14 protein-coding genes are annotated in these 16877 nt (G+C 65.1%); 4 read left to right on the top strand and 10 right to left on the bottom strand.

Translation table 11 applies throughout. The annotated features are described in order from the left end of the window. Positions 1–83: 83 nt before the first annotated feature. Positions 84–1844, bottom strand: a complete 1761-nt coding sequence (locus GDN70_RS33585; RefSeq protein ID WP_095424786.1) for an ABC transporter ATP-binding protein/permease — start codon at positions 1842–1844, stop codon at positions 84–86. A 315-nt stretch (positions 1845–2159) separates the two neighbouring features. Between GDN70_RS33585 and GDN70_RS33580 the strand changes: the two genes are divergently transcribed. Then, complete coding sequence (locus tag GDN70_RS33580) at positions 2160–3824, top strand: L-lactate permease (RefSeq protein WP_152103585.1); 1665 nt, start codon at positions 2160–2162, stop codon at positions 3822–3824. A 159-nt stretch (positions 3825–3983) separates the two neighbouring features. After that, the gene (locus tag GDN70_RS33575; RefSeq protein ID WP_028140091.1) at positions 3984–4382 is read left to right on the top strand and encodes an META domain-containing protein; all 399 of its coding nucleotides are present in this window, start codon (positions 3984–3986) and stop codon (positions 4380–4382) included. A gap of 154 nt (positions 4383–4536) precedes the next feature. Here the strand turns inward: GDN70_RS33575 and GDN70_RS33570 are convergent, their stop codons facing one another. From GDN70_RS33570 to groES, 3 genes are all read right to left on the bottom strand, one after another. Continuing rightward, positions 4537–5745: a hypothetical protein gene (locus GDN70_RS33570; protein ID WP_028140092.1), complete on the bottom strand. Its 1209-nt coding sequence runs from the start codon at positions 5743–5745 to the stop codon at positions 4537–4539. A gap of 199 nt (positions 5746–5944) precedes the next feature. Then, entirely contained in the window at positions 5945–7576 is a 1632-nt protein-coding gene (groL, locus tag GDN70_RS33565; protein WP_038974643.1) for a chaperonin GroEL, read from the bottom strand. Between the two features lie 147 nt (positions 7577–7723). Continuing rightward, the gene (gene groES, locus GDN70_RS33560) at positions 7724–8020 is read right to left on the bottom strand and encodes a co-chaperone GroES (protein WP_018321905.1); all 297 of its coding nucleotides are present in this window, start codon (positions 8018–8020) and stop codon (positions 7724–7726) included. A 317-nt stretch (positions 8021–8337) separates the two neighbouring features. Between groES and GDN70_RS33555 the strand changes: the two genes are divergently transcribed. Further along, positions 8338–8859 (top strand): hypothetical protein, encoded by a 522-nt coding sequence (locus GDN70_RS33555; protein WP_028140096.1) that lies wholly within the window; start codon positions 8338–8340, stop codon positions 8857–8859. Between the two features lie 207 nt (positions 8860–9066). Here the strand turns inward: GDN70_RS33555 and GDN70_RS33550 are convergent, their stop codons facing one another. Then, entirely contained in the window at positions 9067–9852 is a 786-nt protein-coding gene (locus tag GDN70_RS33550) for a protein phosphatase CheZ (RefSeq protein ID WP_028140097.1), read from the bottom strand. Between the two features lie 315 nt (positions 9853–10167). Between GDN70_RS33550 and GDN70_RS33545 the strand changes: the two genes are divergently transcribed. Next, positions 10168–10980: a L,D-transpeptidase gene (locus tag GDN70_RS33545; RefSeq protein WP_028140098.1), complete on the top strand. Its 813-nt coding sequence runs from the start codon at positions 10168–10170 to the stop codon at positions 10978–10980. Positions 10981–11727: 747 nt separating this feature from the next. Here GDN70_RS33545 and GDN70_RS33540 read toward each other — a convergent pair. The 5 genes from GDN70_RS33540 to GDN70_RS33520 all read right to left on the bottom strand — a co-directional run bounded on the left by GDN70_RS33540 (position 11728) and on the right by GDN70_RS33520 (position 16809). Continuing rightward, positions 11728–12558 (bottom strand): DUF2076 domain-containing protein, encoded by an 831-nt coding sequence (locus GDN70_RS33540; protein WP_095424788.1) that lies wholly within the window; start codon positions 12556–12558, stop codon positions 11728–11730. 125 nt (positions 12559–12683) lie between these two features. Beyond that, positions 12684–13529: a ChbG/HpnK family deacetylase gene (locus GDN70_RS33535; RefSeq protein WP_028140100.1), complete on the bottom strand. Its 846-nt coding sequence runs from the start codon at positions 13527–13529 to the stop codon at positions 12684–12686. Continuing rightward, on the bottom strand, positions 13526–14578 hold the full coding sequence (locus GDN70_RS33530) for a glycosyltransferase family 2 protein (RefSeq protein ID WP_028140101.1): 1053 nt from the start codon (positions 14576–14578) through the stop codon (positions 13526–13528). The genes GDN70_RS33535 and GDN70_RS33530 overlap by 4 nt, the downstream gene beginning before the upstream one ends. Positions 14579–14676: 98 nt before the next feature. Next, positions 14677–15654, bottom strand: a complete 978-nt coding sequence (gene hisG / locus GDN70_RS33525) for an ATP phosphoribosyltransferase (RefSeq protein WP_152103584.1) — start codon at positions 15652–15654, stop codon at positions 14677–14679. 3 nt (positions 15655–15657) lie between these two features. Continuing rightward, a complete protein-coding gene (locus tag GDN70_RS33520; protein ID WP_028140103.1) occupies positions 15658–16809 on the bottom strand; it encodes an ATP phosphoribosyltransferase regulatory subunit in 1152 nt (383 codons plus the stop codon). Positions 16810–16877 lie beyond the last annotated feature (68 nt).

Genomic DNA, 16877 nt, shown 5'->3' with positions numbered 1-16877 from the left:
AGGGCGGCAGAGCAATCTGCCGCCCTTTTGCTTTATGGGGTGCGGGTGCCCAGCCTTGGTCGTCCGAGACGCCGGCCGGCCTCTCAGCGCGCCGCGGTCGGCTCCGCCCGGGCCGGCTCGACGGCTTTACCGAGGACGTGGATCTCGCCGTCCTCCACCAATGCCACCTTCCGGGTGTGGAAGGCGTCGAGCGTCGAGCGATGGCCGATCGAGACGATGGTGGCCTGCGGCAGCTTCTCCGTCAGCAGCCGATAGAGCCGGTCCTCGGACGGCTCGTCCAGCGAGGCGGTCGCTTCGTCGAGGAAGAGATAGTCCGGCATGTGTAGCAGCGCACGAGCAAGCCCAAGGCGTTGCTGTTCGCCGAGCGACAATGTCCGGTTCCAGTGGCCGTGCTCGTCGAGCCGGTCCGCCAGTCGCGGCAGGCCGACGGCAATCAAGGCATCGCGGATCTTCTCGGGCGGGACCGAGCCGTGCTCGGTCGGGTAGATGACGGCGTCGCCAAGCGCGCCGATCGGGAAATACGGCCGCTGCGGCAGCATCATCAGCTTCGCCGTCTCGGGAATGGCGATCGTGCCGGTGCCGAACGGCCAGACGCCGGCAATGGCCCGGAACAGTGTCGACTTGCCGGAGCCCGACGGGCCGGTCACCAGCACCCGCTCCGAGGGCTGGATCGTGAAGGCATCGGCTGCGACCAGAGGCGCGCCGTTCGGCAGTTTGACGAGCAATTGCTCGAGCGCGATTGCCTTGCCGTTCGATGGTGCGATGTCGATGGTCGGTTCGAGCGCCGCGCCGTGGGCGGCGGAGCTGACCGACATCTCGAAGCCATCGAGGCGGGCGATCACCGCGCGCCACTCTGCGAGCGAGCGATAGGCGGTGACGAAGAACGACAGCGCATCCTGCACGCTGCCGAACGCCGAGCCGGTCTGCATCATGTCGCCGAGCTGGATGCGCTTGGCGAAGTAGGCAGGCGCCACCACCACATAGGGAAAGAGCGTCGCCGCCTGACCGTAGCTTGCCGTGAAGGCGGTCAGGCGCTTGGTCCGTCCCATGATCTCGTACCAATTGCCGATGACGAAGCCGAAGCGCCGCAGGAGATGCCCTCGCTCCGCGTTCTCGCCTTTCAGAAGGGCGATCTGCTCAGAATTTTCGCGCACGCGGATCAGGTTGAAGCGGAAGTCGGCCTCAAAGCGCTGCTGCTCGAAATTGAGATTGATGAGCGGGGCGCCGATCCAATGGGTCAGCGCGGTACCGACGATCGCGTAGGCCAGTGCGCACCAGACCAGAAAACCGGGCACGAGGATATCGGTGCCGTAAATGTACAAGGGTGCCTTGTAGGACAGGCCCCAGAGGATGACGACGAACGAGGCGAGCGTCACGATCGACGACAAAAGGCCTAGGCCGATGGTCAGCGTTTGCTCGACGAAATTCTTGACGTCCTCGGTGATACGCTGGTCCGGATTGTCGGCGGCATCGCCCCTGAGCTGCATGCGGTAATGGGTGGCGCCCTCGAGCCATTCGCCGAGATAGTGTTGCGTCAGCCATTGCCGCCAGCGGATCTGGAGCCACTGGTTCAGGTAGAGCTTGTAGACGGCCAAAGCGACGAAGGTGAAGGCAAGCCCAAGGAAGATCCAGACCTCCTTGACGAATTCGGGCAGATCGTAGGCCTGCAGGGCGCTGTAGAACCGGTTCTGCCACTGATTGAGCAGCACGTTGATCGCGACCAGTACCAGCTCCATCGCGACGACGACGGCGAGCAGGCCGCGGCCGGCCCACTTGTCCTCCGACCGGAAATAGGGGACGGCGATTCGCCAGACGATCGCGAGCGTGGCGCTGAGGTTCTTCACAGAGCAGAATCTCCTAGGGGGATGTGCACAACGGCCCGGAGCCAGAGGCTTGAGGTAATGGCGGAAATGGGCGCGCTTAGACTAAAGTCGCAAGTGCTGCAATTTGCGTTGGCTTGTCGCAGCTTGCAACCCTAGCATGGGGCTCGACGGCGCGGGGTGGGGTGCTCTGGGATTTCGCGAGCTTGTGAGCGGGACGGGAACCGCCGCATTCGCGAAGAATTCGCGTCCAGCTCGGGGGTTATCGCTTCCAGCGTCAAGCAGGATCGGCTCTCCACGCGGGCCGTCTGCCGCAAACATGCGTGGGGGAGGAAGACCATGTGGAATCAAGTCTATGATCCGCTGCACAGTCCGGTGCTGTCGACGATTGCGGCGGCGGTGCCCGTCGTCACGCTGCTGGTCCTGATCGCGAGCGGTCGCGTCCAGGCGCATATCGCGGCGGTCATCGCCGTGATCGTGGCCAATTTGATCACGATCTTCGTCTTCACCATGCCGGCGAACATGTCGATCCGTGCCTCGGTGCTGGGCATCGTGACCGGCTTTTTCCCGATCGGCTGGATCGTGCTCAATGTCATCTTCCTCTACCAGGTGACGGTGAGCACGGGACGCTTCGAATTGCTCAAGCGCGCCATCGGCGGCGTCACCGAGGACCGGCGGCTGCAATTGCTGCTGATCGCCTTCTCCTTCGGCGCGTTCTTCGAGGGCGCCTCGGGCTTCGGCACGCCGGTCGCCATCACCGGCGCCGTGCTGATCGGCCTCGGCTTCTCGCCGCTCGCGGCGTCCGGCCTGTCGCTGATCGCCAACACCGCGCCGGTCGCCTATGGCGCGCTGGGCACGCCGATCCAGGGCCTTGCCTCGGTCACCGGGCTCGATCCCTACATCGTCGGCGCGATGGTCGGCCGGCAATTGCCGGTCTTCTCGCTGATCGTGCCGTTCTGGGTGGTGTGGGCGTTCGCGGGCTGGAAGGGCATGAAGGATGTCTGGCCGGCAATCCTGGTCACCGGCGTGTCGTTCGCGATTCCGCAATTCGTGATCTCGAACTTCATCAACCCCTGGATCGTCGACATCGGCGCGTCGCTGATCTCGATGGGCGCGCTGATCCTGTTCCTCAAAGTCTGGCAGCCCAGGCAGCTCTGGCTGTCGCCGGCGCTGCGCGGCCGCGATGAATCGGCAGCCACCATGGCGGCGGCCAAACCGCTCGACAAGACGCCGCTGACGCAGAGCGAACTGTTCGGCGCGCTGCTGCCGTGGATCATCGTCTGCATCGTGATGCTGATCTGGGGTAACGGGGCGTTCAAGGCCTGGGCGAATTCGATCTTCGTCTGGAACTATCCCGTGCCCGAGCTGCACCAGATGATCAACAAGATGCCGCCGGTCGCGCCAGGGCCGACGAAAGAGAGCGCCGTGTTCGGCTTCACCTACCTGTCCTTCACCGGCACGGGCATGCTGATCGCGGCGATCATCTCCGGTGTCCTGATGGGCGTCGGTCCCGGCAAGCTCGTGACCGAGTACGGCCGTACCATCCGGCTCTGTGCGATCTCGCTGATTACGATCTCGGCGATGCTGGCGATCGGCACCTTGACGCGGCTCTCCGGCGTCGACGCGACGCTCGGCCTCGCCTTCGCCGCAACCGGCGTGCTCTATCCCTTCTTCGGCACGCTGCTCGGCTGGTTGGGCGTGGCGCTGACGGGATCGGACACCGCCTCCAACGTGCTGTTCGGCAACCTGCAGAAGATCACCTCCGAGCAGCTCGGCCTGTCGCCGGTCCTAATGGCCGCGGCGAACTCGTCCGGCGGCGTGATGGGCAAGATGATCGACGCGCAGTCGATCGTGGTCGCCTCCACTGCCACCAACTGGTACGGGCACGAGGGCACGATCCTGCGCTTCGTGTTCTGGCACTCGATCGTGCTGGCCTGTCTCGTCGGCGTGCTCGTGACGTTGCAGGCCTATGTCTGGCCGTTCACGGCAATGGTCCTGAAGTAGCAGGCCAACTCCGGCTCGAACGCAAATCCCCGCGAGGTTCCGCCCCGCGGGGATTTTTGCGCCCAATCAAATCTCATCGCGCTCCAGGTCGAGCGAACCTTCTCATTGGCGCCGCCGTCTTATAGAAGGTGCGGCAAATCAGGTCGGACGAGAGGTCTCATGGTTTCGCTCAGGCGATTGGTGTGTGCTGCGGTTGCAATGCTAGCGATGTCCATTGTCGCGCGTGCCGAGGACGGTTTCCCGTTCGGCACCGAGATGACGCTGGAAGCGCTGCCGCAAGCAGGCTCGAAGCGAATTCCGAACATCGAAATCGGCGACCATGGCGAGGTCGTGCTCGAGCTCTGGTGCAAGGGCGGCAAGGGCCAGTTCTCGGTCGCCGGCAACACCGTGATCTTCGTCCCCGGTCAGATCCAGGATCGCTCCTGCCCGCCGGCAAGGGCGCAGGCCGACGACGATCTGGTCGCGGCACTGAGCAGCGTCGAGACCTGGAAGCGTCAGGGCGACGTGCTGACGCTGATCGGCCCCAAGCCACTGCGCTTCAGGACGACGGGGAATTAGCTCCGCTCTCGTGTCCCGGACAAGGCGCGTCGCGCAAGCGATGCGCCGCAGAGCCGGGACCCAGATTTTCTATCGGCAAATTCGTGTGTGGCCTCTGGGCCCCGGCTCTGCTGCGCATCACTGACGTGCTGCGCAGCGTCCGGGGCACGAAAGCCTACTTCCACACCGACTTGTCGGCATCCCAGCGCTGGCCCTTGAGCTCCTTGGCAAGCGCCTCGATCGAACCGTTGTCGTCGGGCTGCTCGCCTTCCTCGTCGACCGACGTGTCGTCGGAGAGATTGAGCTTGGCGCCGCTGCTCTCGTCGGCGGTCGTCGTCGCGGGGCTGCCGATCCACAGCATGAGCTTGTCGGTCGCGCCCGGTTTGTCGGGCGAGACGAGCCCTGCGACCTCGATCGTGTCGGTGAGATCGAGCGCGGGGAAATCCGGGTTCGGCCGCTTGAAGACCAGCTTGAGCTTGCCCGTGGCGGGGTTGAAGCTTTGCGAGACCGGCTTTGCCGCGAGCGTCCGGCTCAAAACGTTCGAGACGGCGGCCGCGAGCTTGTCCTTGCTGATCTTGTCGCCCTCGCGCCAGTCGGCTGCGGCGAAGCGGATGGTGCGGTCCATCTCGGTCATGCCCGCGGTCCAGCCCGCGGAGGTGACGCCCGGCGTCGCCTTGAATTTCGCCAGCAGCGCGCCGGCGCGCTCGGGATCGACCGACATGTTGATGGTCTGCTCGCCTGCGCGCAGCGCATCGCAGCCGACCGTGAGGCTCGCCAGCGTCACCTCGACCGCCTGGCCCTTCAGGCTCTTCAGGAAGTCGGTTGCAGCGTCGAGCTTGACCTTGACCGCGATCGCCTCCGGCGAGACGTCGGTGAAATCCTTCGGCTGCGGCGTGATGCCGTCGTCGGAGGTCTGGTTGTCCTGAAATTCCTTCTCGCTGAGATCGGAATTGTCGGGCGAGGTCACCTCGGTCACGACCTGGCCAATGCTGATCTGGCCGCGGAATTCGAAGGTGTCGCCGCTCTGCTTGCGCAGCAGCTTGACGCTGACGGGCGACTTCTCGCTGATGCTCTGCGTGGTGCCGGTCAGGGTCTGGCCCGCGACCTGGAGATTGACGACGAAGCGGTCCTTGCGGTCGGAATTCTTTGCGACGGGATAGCAGACGTCGAGCACGGCCGCCGTCACCGTCTTGCCCTGGCGCGTCTCCTTCAGGATCACGTCGGCATTGCCGTCCATCAGCCCGTCGATCGAGGTGAAATAGCGTGTCTCCGGCCCACCGGGCGTCGTGGCCTTCGGCGACAGCTTCATCTGGGCGGATGCGGAATGCGGAGAAGCTGCAAGCAGAGCCAAAAGGGCTGTCGAACAAACCAGAAGCGCACGCATCGATGAAATCCTCGCGCAACGGGCATGATCCGGAAAGTGTGAAGCGGTTTTCCGAGAGGATCATGCCCAAACAATTCGAATCGGCGCGTCACCGTAGTGGGTTTTGGCCGTCGGTTGAATCGGAAAGCGGAGGGGCAGGGTCGGCAAAAAAGAAGGCCGCCCGGAGGCGGCCTTCGCAACATTGTAACGGAACGGAGGCTTAGAAGCCGCCCATGCCGCCGCCGCCGGGCATCGCGGGCGAGGCTTCCTTCTTCGGCGTTTCGGCGACCATGGCCTCGGTGGTGACCAGCAGGCCGGCCACGGAGGAGGCGTCCTGGAGCGCGGTGCGCACCACCTTGGCGGGATCGATGATGCCTTTCTCGATCATGTCGACATAGTCCTCGGTCTGGGCGTCGAAGCCGAAGGTCTCGGACTTGTTCTCCAGGATCTTGCCGACCACGATCGAGCCTTCCACGCCGGCGTTTTCCGAGATCTGGCGGATCGGAGCCTCGAGCGCCTTCAGCACGATGTTGATGCCGGCCTGGACGTCGGCATTGGCGTTGGTGAGACGGCCGACCGCCTTCTTGGCGCGCAGCAGCGTGACGCCGCCGCCGGGGACGATGCCTTCCTGCACCGCGGCGCGGGTGGCGTTGAGAGCGTCCTCGACGCGGTCCTTCTTCTCCTTGACCTCGATCTCGGTGGCACCGCCGACGCGGATCACGGCGACGCCGCCGGCCAGCTTGGCGAGACGCTCCTGGAGCTTCTCACGGTCGTAGTCCGAGGTGGTCTCCTCGATCTGGGCCTTGATCTGGCCGACACGGGCCTCGATGTCCGGCTTCTTGCCGGCGCCCTTGACGATCGTGGTGTTCTCCTTGTCGATCACGACCTTGCCGGCGCGGCCCAGCATCTTCACCGTGACGTTCTCGAGCTTCATGCCGAGGTCTTCGGAAATGAGCTGGCCACCGGTGAGGATGGCGAGGTCCTCGAGCATGGCCTTGCGGCGATCGCCGAAGCCCGGCGCCTTGACGGCGGCGACCTTGAGGCCGCCGCGGAGGCGGTTGACGACCAGGGTGGCCAGCGCCTCGCCCTCGACGTCTTCGGCGATGATGACGAGCGGCTTGCCCGACTGCACCACGGCTTCCAGCACCGGAAGCATGGCCTGCAGGCCCGAAAGCTTCTTCTCGTGCAGGAGGATGTAGGCATCCTCGAGCTCGGCGGTCATCTTCTCGGGGTTGGTGACGAAGTAGGGGCTGAGATAGCCGCGGTCGAACTTCATGCCCTCGACGATGTCGACTTCGGTGTCGAGCGACTTGTTCTCTTCGACGGTGATGACGCCTTCGTTGCCGACCTTCTGCATCGCCTGGGCGATCATCTTGCCGATGGCGGCATCGCCGTTGGCCGAGATGGTGCCGACCTGGGCGACCTCGGAGGAGGCGGCGACGGGCTTGGCCCGCTTCTCGATGTCCTTGATGACGGAAGCGACCGCGATGTCGATGCCGCGCTTGAGGTCCATGGGGTTCATGCCGGCGGCAACCGCCTTGGCGCCTTCGCGCACGATGGCCTGGGCCAGCACGGTGGCGGTGGTGGTGCCGTCGCCGGCGAGGTCGTTGGTCTTGGAGGCGACCTCACGCACCATCTGGGCGCCCATGTTCTCGAACTTGTCCTCGAGCTCGATCTCCTTGGCGACGGTGACGCCGTCCTTGGTGATGCGGGGTGCGCCGAAGCTCTTCTCGATGACGACGTTGCGGCCCTTCGGGCCGAGCGTCACCTTGACGGCGTTGGCGAGAACGTCGACGCCGCGCAGCATGCGATCGCGCGCGTCTCCGGAAAACTTGACGTCTTTGGCAGCCATTTTAGCAATCCCTCGTGTTTGGTGATGTGTCTGCCGCACGCCCGTCGCATCAATTCCGGGATTCGTGGACCGAACCCGGCGGAATGATGGATGCCCGGACCGCCTGGATCCGGGCATGACATTCAGCGGCTGTTCAGGCGGATGGCCTTAGGCCAGTACGCCCATGATGTCCGACTCCTTCATGATCAGGAGCTCTTCGTTGTCGATCTTGACCTCGGTGCCCGACCATTTGCCGAACAGCACGCGGTCGCCGACCTTGAGGTCGATCGGGGTCAGCTTGCCGGTCTCGTCACGGCCGCCGGGGCCGACGGCGACGACCTCGCCCTGGGAGGGCTTTTCCTTGGCGCTGTCCGGAATGATGATGCCGCCCTTGGTCTTTTCCTCGGCGTCGATACGTTTGACCACGACACGGTCATGCAGCGGACGAAATTTGGATTTAGCCATGACGTTTCCCTTTGGAGGCTCGCTTCGGAAGTAGTGGAAGTGGGTGGGGCGGCGCTTCCGTCCATCCCCCTATCCCGAGGATCGAACGGCGTGCTTAGCAATCGGGCTTTCCGAGTGCTAATAGTGGGCCCGGAAATATGGCTTGGCCGCGATCCTGTCAAGCAAAGGTGGTTAAGCGATTGGTGAGGCGGATATAGGATGGTGGCACTGGAAACTTGTTCGGGGCGCCGACGTATTAAAGGACGTCATTGCTCCGGCAGCGGTTTTGCGCTTGGCTGCAGGAGGGGTGCGGCCATGGTCTTGTTCGGGGGAATGCCATGATCAGTTCAGCTCACGCGCGCACGGTTGCCAATCTGGCCGCCGCCTCTTGTCTGGCGCTGCTGCTGGGCGCCTGCGGCGGCGGCATGAGCCTGCCGTCCTTCTCGTCGTCCTCGCCGCCGCCCGAAGCCGAGCCGGGCGTCGCGCCCGAAATGCCTGCGACCATTCGCGGCGACGAGATCGTCGGCCGCTGGGGCCTCGCCTCGTTCCAGAACCCGGCCGACCGCGCCCGCACCGAGGCCGCCGCCCGGGCCCAGTGCAAAAATCCCTACGTGATCACCGCCGGCTCCTCCGGCGGCGTGATCATGCATCTGGCCGACCAGGCAACGCCCCAGGAGCTGCGGCTGAAGGGCTCGCCGAGCGGCAAGAACTACATCGGACCGGCGGGTCCGACCCCCGGCGAGCAGGACCGCGAAATCATCTCCTTCGACGGCCGCGTCCTGATCACCCGCTTCATCGACAAGGACGCCGCCACCCGCTACGGCAACATGGTCTACGTCCGCTGCGCGCCGCGGGCGTGATGTTCGTCTTCCGTCATTCCGGGGCGCGCGAAGCGCGAACTATGGTGCGCACTCGCGCACCTGAGAATCTCGATGTGGTGAGCTTCCTGCCTTAAATCTCCGGATTCCGGGTCCGGCTCTGTCGAGCCGCCCCGGAATGACGGGCTGGGCCAAAATCAAAAACGCCGGCTCTCGCCGGCGTTTTGTTTTTCGCTATGCCGCGTCCGCTCAGTCGAACAGCGCGTCGATGTCGTCCTGCGAGGCGTGGCCGACGTCGCCGGCGAGCTTGGGGCCGTTGAGAAGCTTGTCGTCCTCGCTGCGATTGTCGACCTGCGGCACGACGTGGGACTTGATCGCGTCGACGCCGCCCCAGATCTCCATCATCGCATTGATGTGCTGTTCGATGAACTTCATCGTGCCCATCACCTTGCTGATGCGCTGGCCGGTCAGGTCCTGGAAGTTGCAGGCCTCGAAGATCGAGATGACGCGTTCCTGGATGTCGTCGGCGAGCCGCTTCTGCTGGTCGATCGAGTCCACCTTGGACATTGCGCTGGCGGCCTGGTCGATCGACTCCGCGGCCTCGAGGATCTGCTGGGTCGCCTGCTCGGTGCCGCCGACCACCGCGCCGAGCTCGCCATTGACCTTGGCCATTTCGCCGCCGTCAAAGCTCTTGCCGTGCAGTGTCGCGATTTCGCGCTTGGTGCGGTCGATGGCGTCATGGATGAGGTCGAGCTCGACCTTCAGCTTTTCGCACTGCTCGATCTGGGCCCGATAGGTCTCGAGCATGGTCCGAGCCTCGGAGAGCTCGTGGGCGGTGGAGGCGTCGATCGCCGCCATGGCTGCGCTGCCGGACAAGGGCAAGGGCGCGGTGCCTTTCGCCATCTGTGCACGGATCGCACGTAGCTCGGCCATGATCTCGCTATGCATCGGGATTGCCTCTTCAGTTACGTCCAAAATCGGCATCTCGCCACCAGCGATATCCTCGACGCGAAAACGTTTGCGGTGAACAGCCATCTGGATACTCCCCCCACCTCACTCACGCGTCTTTGTAGGCAGAAGCGATTTAACACGAAGTTCACGGCAGGAACTGTTGTGCGGCTGCGCGCGACGGCGCGCAAAGAAGCGATTAACCATGGGCGCGCGGCGTTCATCGAAAATAAACGCTGATCGCCAAATTGCCCCGCTGCTGACGACGTGGTGAATCCAAACGCCGCTTCTGTTTACCAAACAAAACGGCTTTTGCTTTTTATTGACCACGTCGGGGGCGCGGACCAGCCATCAGCTCTCCACGGCGCATGTGATCTAGACGAAACAGTACAGAGTACGTCGATGTTCAAGAAAATGTCTGTCGCGCTGCTCGGCAGCGCTTGCACCTTCATTGCCGGCGCAAACAGTGCCAGCGCCTTCGACAATTCGGTGCCGAACGATCCGCCCGCGGTGCTCTACCAGCCGCAGGTGCCGCCGGCGCCGGTGCGCGTCGCCTCCAATGCGAACATGGGCGGCGGCTTCATCGAGTTCCTGTTCGGCGACGGTCCCGGCCGCGGTCCGGCCTACGCGCCGCAGCAGCCGGTCTATCAACAGCAGCCCGGCTATTACGACCAGCGCCGCCTGCCGCCGATGGGCGAGCCGCAGATGCAGGGTGGATATCAGCAAGGCGCGGTTCAGCAGGAGACGGCCGACCCGCGGCAGCGTCAGTTCGATCCAAGGTTCGAGAAGCAATCTGTTGACTATAGCGGCAAGGAAAGTCCCGGCACCATCGTGGTCGATACCCCGAACAAATTCCTCTATCTCGTCGAGGGCAACGGCAGGGCGATGCGCTACGGCATTGGCGTCGGGCGTCCCGGCTTCACCTGGTCCGGCGTGAAGGCGATCACAGCCAAGCGCGAATGGCCGGACTGGACGCCGCCGGCCGAAATGATCGCGCGCCGTCCCGATTTGCCCCGGCACATGGAAGGCGGTCCGGAGAACCCGCTCGGCGCCCGCGCGATGTATCTGGGCTCGACGCTGTACCGCATCCACGGCTCCAACGAGCCCTGGACCATCGGCACCAACGTCTCCTCCGGCTGCATCCGCATGCGCAACGAAGACGTCATCGACCTCTACGGCCGCGTCAATGTCGGCACCAAGGTCGTGGTGATGTAGCCCAGCGCTCGCTGCGAGCCGTCAACTCCGCGTGTCGCGCCGGCTCGCGACGCGCGGCATCGAAGGCGTTGCGCGCCGCCGGCGTACGTCCTCCGGCCAAGGTCCAAAGCGCGATGCGATCAGGATGAATCGTCATCGCGCTTCAGGTTGTTGCTTAAGCATGATCTTTTCGGAAAACCGCTGCGCACCTTTTCCGGATCATGCTTTAGGCTGGCCGACGATGCCGCCTCGAACCGAGACGAGGGGCAACAGAGCAGCGACGACGAGTTGATGAATGGGAAAGCGATGCGCGAACGGAGCGTTTCAACCGCCGCGCCGACAGCTCTGCCTTCTTGAGGCGCTCGTGCAGTCCCTCCAACTCCGACAACTCGGTGATGAGATGAGTTGTCACGTTGGTCAGGGTTGCGATGCGCTGCTGAAGTGGACTCATTTTTAAAACCCCGACTATAACCAAGAGAGGCAACCACATTGGTGTGTGGCATGAGCAACGTGTTCTTCCAGTTGAACACCCATGTCCGAATTTGGAAATCCGGGAGTCTACGGTCGCACGCGTCAGACGGCGATTTGATTTGTCATGGTGAATTCAGGCGCGTCGGGTAACGTTCAGCTCAGTCCAATGGCGCTGCGCATTAGTCATACTATATCGAGCGTCCTCTCTGCTTGCCGTGGCACAAAAGGCGCTCGAGCCCATGCTCTAAAGAAAACGGCCGCCGAGAGGCGGCCGTCCGCATCTTTCGGACGAATTGCTCACGCGTAATCGCTGCCGCCATCGTCGTCGCCGCCGAAATCGCTGTCGTCGGCTACGTCCATATTGCCGTCGTCGTTGTTGTCGCCGTAGTTCTGGTCGTTGTCGTTACGATCGTTGTTCGCCTGGTCGGAGAAGCTCTGGCGGGACTCCCGGTTCGAGCCGATGTCATTGAGGCCGGCATCGCGCGCGAGCGAGCCGCCGGACTGGTCGCTGCCGCCCCAAGGACTTCCACCAGCGCTGCGGTCGCCGAGGGCGTTGGTGTCGCCAAAGGCCTGCTGATGCGATCCGCCCATCATGCCGCGGATGCTCGAGAGCAGCAGCGAGCCGCCGACGACGCCGGCGGCAGCTGCCGCTGCGGTACCGAGGAACGAGCCGCCGCCACCGCCCATCGGCGGTGCGCCATAACCCTGGCCCTGGCCCGGGCCCTGACCTGGGCCTTGGCCGTAAGGCGGCTGACCGTAGCCCGGCTGCGTCTGCTGCATCGCTCCGCCGCTGTTCCAGACCGGCCGCGTGTCACGCGGCGGCACGTTCGGAACCGAGCCGCGCGAGGGGCCTCCGCCGAACAAGGTATCGCGCATGGTGTCGAGGAAGCCGCCGGACTGCGCCTGCTCGGGCGCATGGGCCGCTTCCAGCTCCTGGATGCGGTTATGGGCGCGCTTCAGCGCTTCGTCCTGCAGCAGCGTGGTCTGCACCAGCGCATAGATCGCGCCGGGTGCCTTGCGCAGCCCGTCCGAGATCGCGGCGATCGCGTCGGGATCGCGCGGTGCGTTTTCCAGTTTCGAAAGCCGGTCGAAAAGGTCGTCGACGAGCTGGCGTTCCTGCGGCGTCATGATCAGTCTCCCTCGCGCAAAACAAGCGCGAAGCAGATGTAGGGTTCCATTGTGGCCCCAACAGTGCCGGCCGGATTAAATTTCGGTATGCGACAAGCTGCCCCGCGGCTTGCTGTCCGCCGGTGTCATCCCAGCGTGGCGCCGCTGTCCGCCAGCAGACGCGCGAAGGCGTCGCCCGCCAGATAGGCGTGCTCGCGTTCGCGGACATCCGTCATCGGATCGAGGCCGGCGAGGACATCGTCGACGAAGCCGGGGTGGCACATCACGAGGCCGCCATCCGGCAAGCCTTCCAGGAATTGCCGCATCAGCTCGCCAAAATCGGCCGCCCGCGTGAAGTCATAGGCGCCGGCAAAGCCCGGGTTGAAGCTGAGCCCCGCGCTGCCGGCACGGCGGCGGAATTGCGCGCTGAGGACGTCGAGCACGATGGCCTTGGGTGAGGCCAGCCGCTGCTTGAGCGGCAGGTCGCGGCCGCCCTGGCGCACCCAGGCGTTCGGCGCGCCTTCGCGGACCGCATCGACAAAGCCGTCGCGCACCTGCGGATAGAGCTGCACATGCTGATGGCCGTCGACGAAGTCAGGCGCGCGCCCGAACGCTTCGGCGAAGGCGGCGAGCTGCGCCTTCACCTCGTTGCGGAAGAATTCGCGGTCGAGCCGCCGCAAAATGCCCGCGCGCAGCAGCTTCGGAAACGGCATGAACATGTCGCCGTCGAGCGGGCGGAAATGCATGGTGAGGGGGCGGAACGGCGCCGACAGCGTCACGTGCAATCCGATCGCGCAGCGCGGGCTCGTCTTCGCCGAGGCCTGAAGCGCCTCGACCTCGCTGCGCGCGATTGCAGGCCCCACCATCATCACCGAGGTGGCGTTGAGGCGGCCGCGTTCGATCAGGTCGCGGATGGCGCGGTTGACGCCCGGGCTGATGCCGTAATCGTCGGCACAGAGCCAGATCCGCCGCAGACCCGCGGCCGCGCTCATTCGGCCGCCGTCCTCTTCGCGGCGTCGCTCGAAGCGTCCTGCGCCGCTTCGAAGTGCTTTTCACTATGCTCGGCGACGAAGTAGATCGGGCGCGCCTTCAGCTCGGAGAGGATCTTGCCGATATATTCGCCGACGATGCCGATCATGATGAGCTGCACGCCGCCGATCGTCATCAGGCCGATCACGAGCGAGGGATAGCCGGGCACCTGCTTGCCGGTCGTGAACACCTCCCAGAGGATCGAAAGGCCGAACAGGAAGGCGCCCCCGGCGAGAATGACGCCGAGCAGGCTGGCGAAGCGCAGGGGGGCCACCGAAAACGAGGTCAGGCCCTCGATCGACAGGCCGAGCAGGCTCGCGGCGTTGAAGGTGGTGACGCCATGGGCGCGCGCGGACGGCTCGTAGTCGACGCGGATCTGGCGGAAGCCGATCCAGCTGGCGAGGCCCTTGAAGAACCGGTTGCGCTCGGGCAGCTGCCTGAGCGCTGTGACCGCGCGCGGCGACAGCAGGCGGAAGTCGCCGGCGTCCTCGGGAATCTTCTGCCGTGCCCCCCAATTGATCAGCGCGTAGAAACCGTGCACGGCGACCCGGCGCAGGAAGGTCTCGTTGTCGCGATGCGCCTTGGCGGTGTAGACGACGTCATAGCCGTCATCGATCCAGTGCCGCACCAGCTGTTCGATCAGGGCCGGCGGATGCTGGCCGTCGCCGTCCATGAACATGACGGCGCCGAGCCGGGCATGGTCGAGGCCGGCCATCAGCGCCGCTTCCTTGCCGAAATTGCGCGACAGCGACACCACCTGGACGTCGATCGCGTCGGCCGGCAGCGCGCGGGCGATCGCCAGCGTCGCATCCTTGCTGCCGTCGTCGACATAGACGACCTCGCAAGCCAGCCGATAGCGCTCCCGCAAGGTTTTTGCCAGATCGCAGATGCGCTGGTGCAGGGCGGCGAGGCCCGCCGCCTCGTTGTAGACGGGGACGACGATCGACAGTCCCTTCGCCGCGGCGGTGCCTGCGGTCGTCGTCATGCCGGAAACGTCAGAGCCCAGCGTCATCGATCAAGTTCCAGAAGCGTTCAAAGTCATCTTAACAGCATATGGTAGCTGCCGTTTGCTGTCGCAAAGCTGAACGGAAAAGCCGAACGGCCTGAGGCTCACTGCCGCAGGAACGCCTCCAGCTTGGCGAACAGCGGGTTCTCCCGGTCGAACACGTAGTCGAGCGAAACCACCGAGACGGTCTCGGCGCCATGCTCGCGCAGGAAGCTTGCCAGCGCATAGAGCTGTCCCGGCGGGCAGTGCAACGTCAACATGCCCGACGAGGTCGGCCCGCCGAACGGGGCCTCGACGCCGAACCGGCCATGGGCTTCGCCGAGCAGCGCGGCGTCGCATTGCCGGAAGCGGGTGCGGACCTCGCGATACTTGTTGGCTCGCGCCCTTGCTGCGATGTGATCGAGGATGACGCGCGCGGTCTCCCGCGCCTGCGGCGTCCAGTCGGCCTCTTTCGAGGCGACCAGATTGGCCTGGCTGCGCAGGATCACGCCGTCGTCGAGCACCCGCAAGCCGTTGGCGGCGAGCGTCGCGCCCGTCGTGGTGATGTCGACGATCAGCTCGGCGCTGCCGGCCGCCGGCGCGCCTTCGGTCGCGCCGCTACTTTCAACGATGCGGTAATCGGTGATGCCGTGGCTCTGGAAGAAGGTGCGGGTGAGGTTGACGAACTTGGTTGCGACCCGCATCCGCATGTGATGCTGCTCGCGGAAGCCGGTCGTGACGTCGTCGAGGTCGGCCATGGTGCGAACGTCGATCCAGGCCTGCGGCACCGCGACGACGACGTCGGCGTAGCCGAAGCCGAGCCCGTCGATCAGCGACACGCGCTTGTCGGCGTCCGCGATGTTCTCGCGCACCAGGTCTTCCCCGGTGACGCCGAGATGCGCGAGGCCGCGCGACAGTTGCGAGGCGATCTCGCTCGCCGAGAGATAGGCGACCTCGACATTGTCGAGGCCTGCAAGCGTGCCGCGATAGTCGCGGGCGCCGCCGGCCTTCGACAGCTTGAGCCCGGCACGGGCGAAGAAGGCCTCGGTGTTTTCCTGCAGGCGGCCCTTGGAGGGAACGGCCAGAACGAATGGCGCGCTCATGACTTAAGCTCCCACCTTGCGGCCGATCTTCGTCAGCGCATCCACCCAGACCGAGAAGCCGACCGCAGGGATCGGTTCAGTCGATCCAAGCTGGGTCATCAGCCCGTCATAGCGGCCGCCGGCGACCAGCGGCTCGGCGCCGTTGCCCCGGTGATGCAGTTCGAATTCGAAGCCGGTGTAATAGTCGAGGCCGCGTCCGAACGCGGTCGAGAAGCGCGTCTGCTTCACGTCGATGCCGCGCGCCGCCATGAAGCCGACCCGGCTCTCGAACTGGTCGATCGCTGCCGTGAGGTCGAGCCTGGCGTCGGCAGTGAGCGCGCGCAGCTCGGCGATGGCATCGTCGGGATTGCCTGCAATCGTCAGGAAGCGCTTGAGCACGGCAATCGCCTCGCGCGGCAGCGCGCCGCCCTTCAGCGTCGATTGCTCGAGGAAGCGGTCGGCGATCTCGGCCGTGGTGCGTCCCCCGACATTGGTGGTGCCGGCGATCGACATCAGATCGGTGACGAAGGCGAGCGCCGCCTTGCGGTCGGAGCCGGCGAGGGCGGCGAGCACGCCCTCATATTCGCTGCGGGTGGCGGTGGTCGCGGCCGCCAGCCGTTCCAGATCCTTTTCCAGGCTGATCTTGCGGTTGAAATCCTTGACCAGGCGGCGGCGCCAGACCGGATAGAGGTCGAGCGCGTCGAGCAGCGCGTTGAACAGCGCCACGTCGCCGGTGCGGATCTCGACGTCGCGGACACCGAAGGCCGCGGTCGCTTCGAGCCCGAGCGCCAACGTCTCGGCGTCGGCCGCGGCGCGGTCCTGGCGGCCGAACGATTCGATGCCGGCCTGCAGGAATTCGCTGGCTTGACCGCTGCGGTAGCGAAACACCGGGCCGAGATAGCTGAACCCGGCCGGCTGGCCGGCACGACCGGAGGTCAGGTAATCGCGCGCCACCGGAATGGTCAGGTCCGGGCGCAGGCACAGTTCCTCGCCGGAGAGGTCACTCGTCAGGTACAGGCTCTTGCGGATGTCCTCGCCGGAGAGGTCCAGGAACGGCTCGGCCGGCTGCAGGATGGCGGGCTCGGCCCTGACGTAACCGGCCTGCGCGAACGACAACAGCAGCGTATCCGCCCAGGCGGCGGAGCCGGCAGCATTTGAGGTGGCAGTCGCGGTCATAACTGGGTCCATCGTCCCGGTGGAACCGGGCAGGGCAAGGGGAGGCAAGCGAATTGCGCTGCCCTTAG

It is taken from the genome of Bradyrhizobium sp. TM102 (assembly GCF_009176685.1).
GTDB lineage: Bacteria > Pseudomonadota > Alphaproteobacteria > Rhizobiales > Xanthobacteraceae > Bradyrhizobium > Bradyrhizobium ottawaense.
The sequence above is the reverse complement of the archived record's forward strand: the minus strand, read 5'-3'. Positions and strand labels throughout refer to the sequence as shown.

What these genes read in the sequence shown, in the direction of transcription:
- GDN70_RS33520 (WP_028140103.1), bottom strand. Translation starts at nt 16,809, where the DNA reads ATGACCGCGACTGCCACCTCAAATGCTGCCGGCTCCGCCGCCTGGGCG.
- GDN70_RS33575 (WP_028140091.1), top strand. Translation starts at nt 3,984, where the DNA reads ATGGTTTCGCTCAGGCGATTGGTGTGTGCTGCGGTTGCAATGCTAGCG.
- GDN70_RS33555 (WP_028140096.1), top strand. Translation starts at nt 8,338, where the DNA reads ATGATCAGTTCAGCTCACGCGCGCACGGTTGCCAATCTGGCCGCCGCC.
- GDN70_RS33535 (WP_028140100.1), bottom strand. Translation starts at nt 13,529, where the DNA reads ATGAGCGCGGCCGCGGGTCTGCGGCGGATCTGGCTCTGTGCCGACGAT.
- groES (WP_018321905.1), bottom strand. Translation starts at nt 8,020, where the DNA reads ATGGCTAAATCCAAATTTCGTCCGCTGCATGACCGTGTCGTGGTCAAA.
- GDN70_RS33545 (WP_028140098.1), top strand. Translation starts at nt 10,168, where the DNA reads ATGTTCAAGAAAATGTCTGTCGCGCTGCTCGGCAGCGCTTGCACCTTC.
- GDN70_RS33540 (WP_095424788.1), bottom strand. Translation starts at nt 12,558, where the DNA reads ATGACGCCGCAGGAACGCCAGCTCGTCGACGACCTTTTCGACCGGCTT.
- GDN70_RS33550 (WP_028140097.1), bottom strand. Translation starts at nt 9,852, where the DNA reads ATGGCTGTTCACCGCAAACGTTTTCGCGTCGAGGATATCGCTGGTGGC.
- groL (WP_038974643.1), bottom strand. Translation starts at nt 7,576, where the DNA reads ATGGCTGCCAAAGACGTCAAGTTTTCCGGAGACGCGCGCGATCGCATG.
- GDN70_RS33580 (WP_152103585.1), top strand. Translation starts at nt 2,160, where the DNA reads ATGTGGAATCAAGTCTATGATCCGCTGCACAGTCCGGTGCTGTCGACG.
- GDN70_RS33530 (WP_028140101.1), bottom strand. Translation starts at nt 14,578, where the DNA reads ATGACGCTGGGCTCTGACGTTTCCGGCATGACGACGACCGCAGGCACC.
- hisG (WP_152103584.1), bottom strand. Translation starts at nt 15,654, where the DNA reads ATGAGCGCGCCATTCGTTCTGGCCGTTCCCTCCAAGGGCCGCCTGCAG.
- GDN70_RS33570 (WP_028140092.1), bottom strand. Translation starts at nt 5,745, where the DNA reads ATGCGTGCGCTTCTGGTTTGTTCGACAGCCCTTTTGGCTCTGCTTGCA.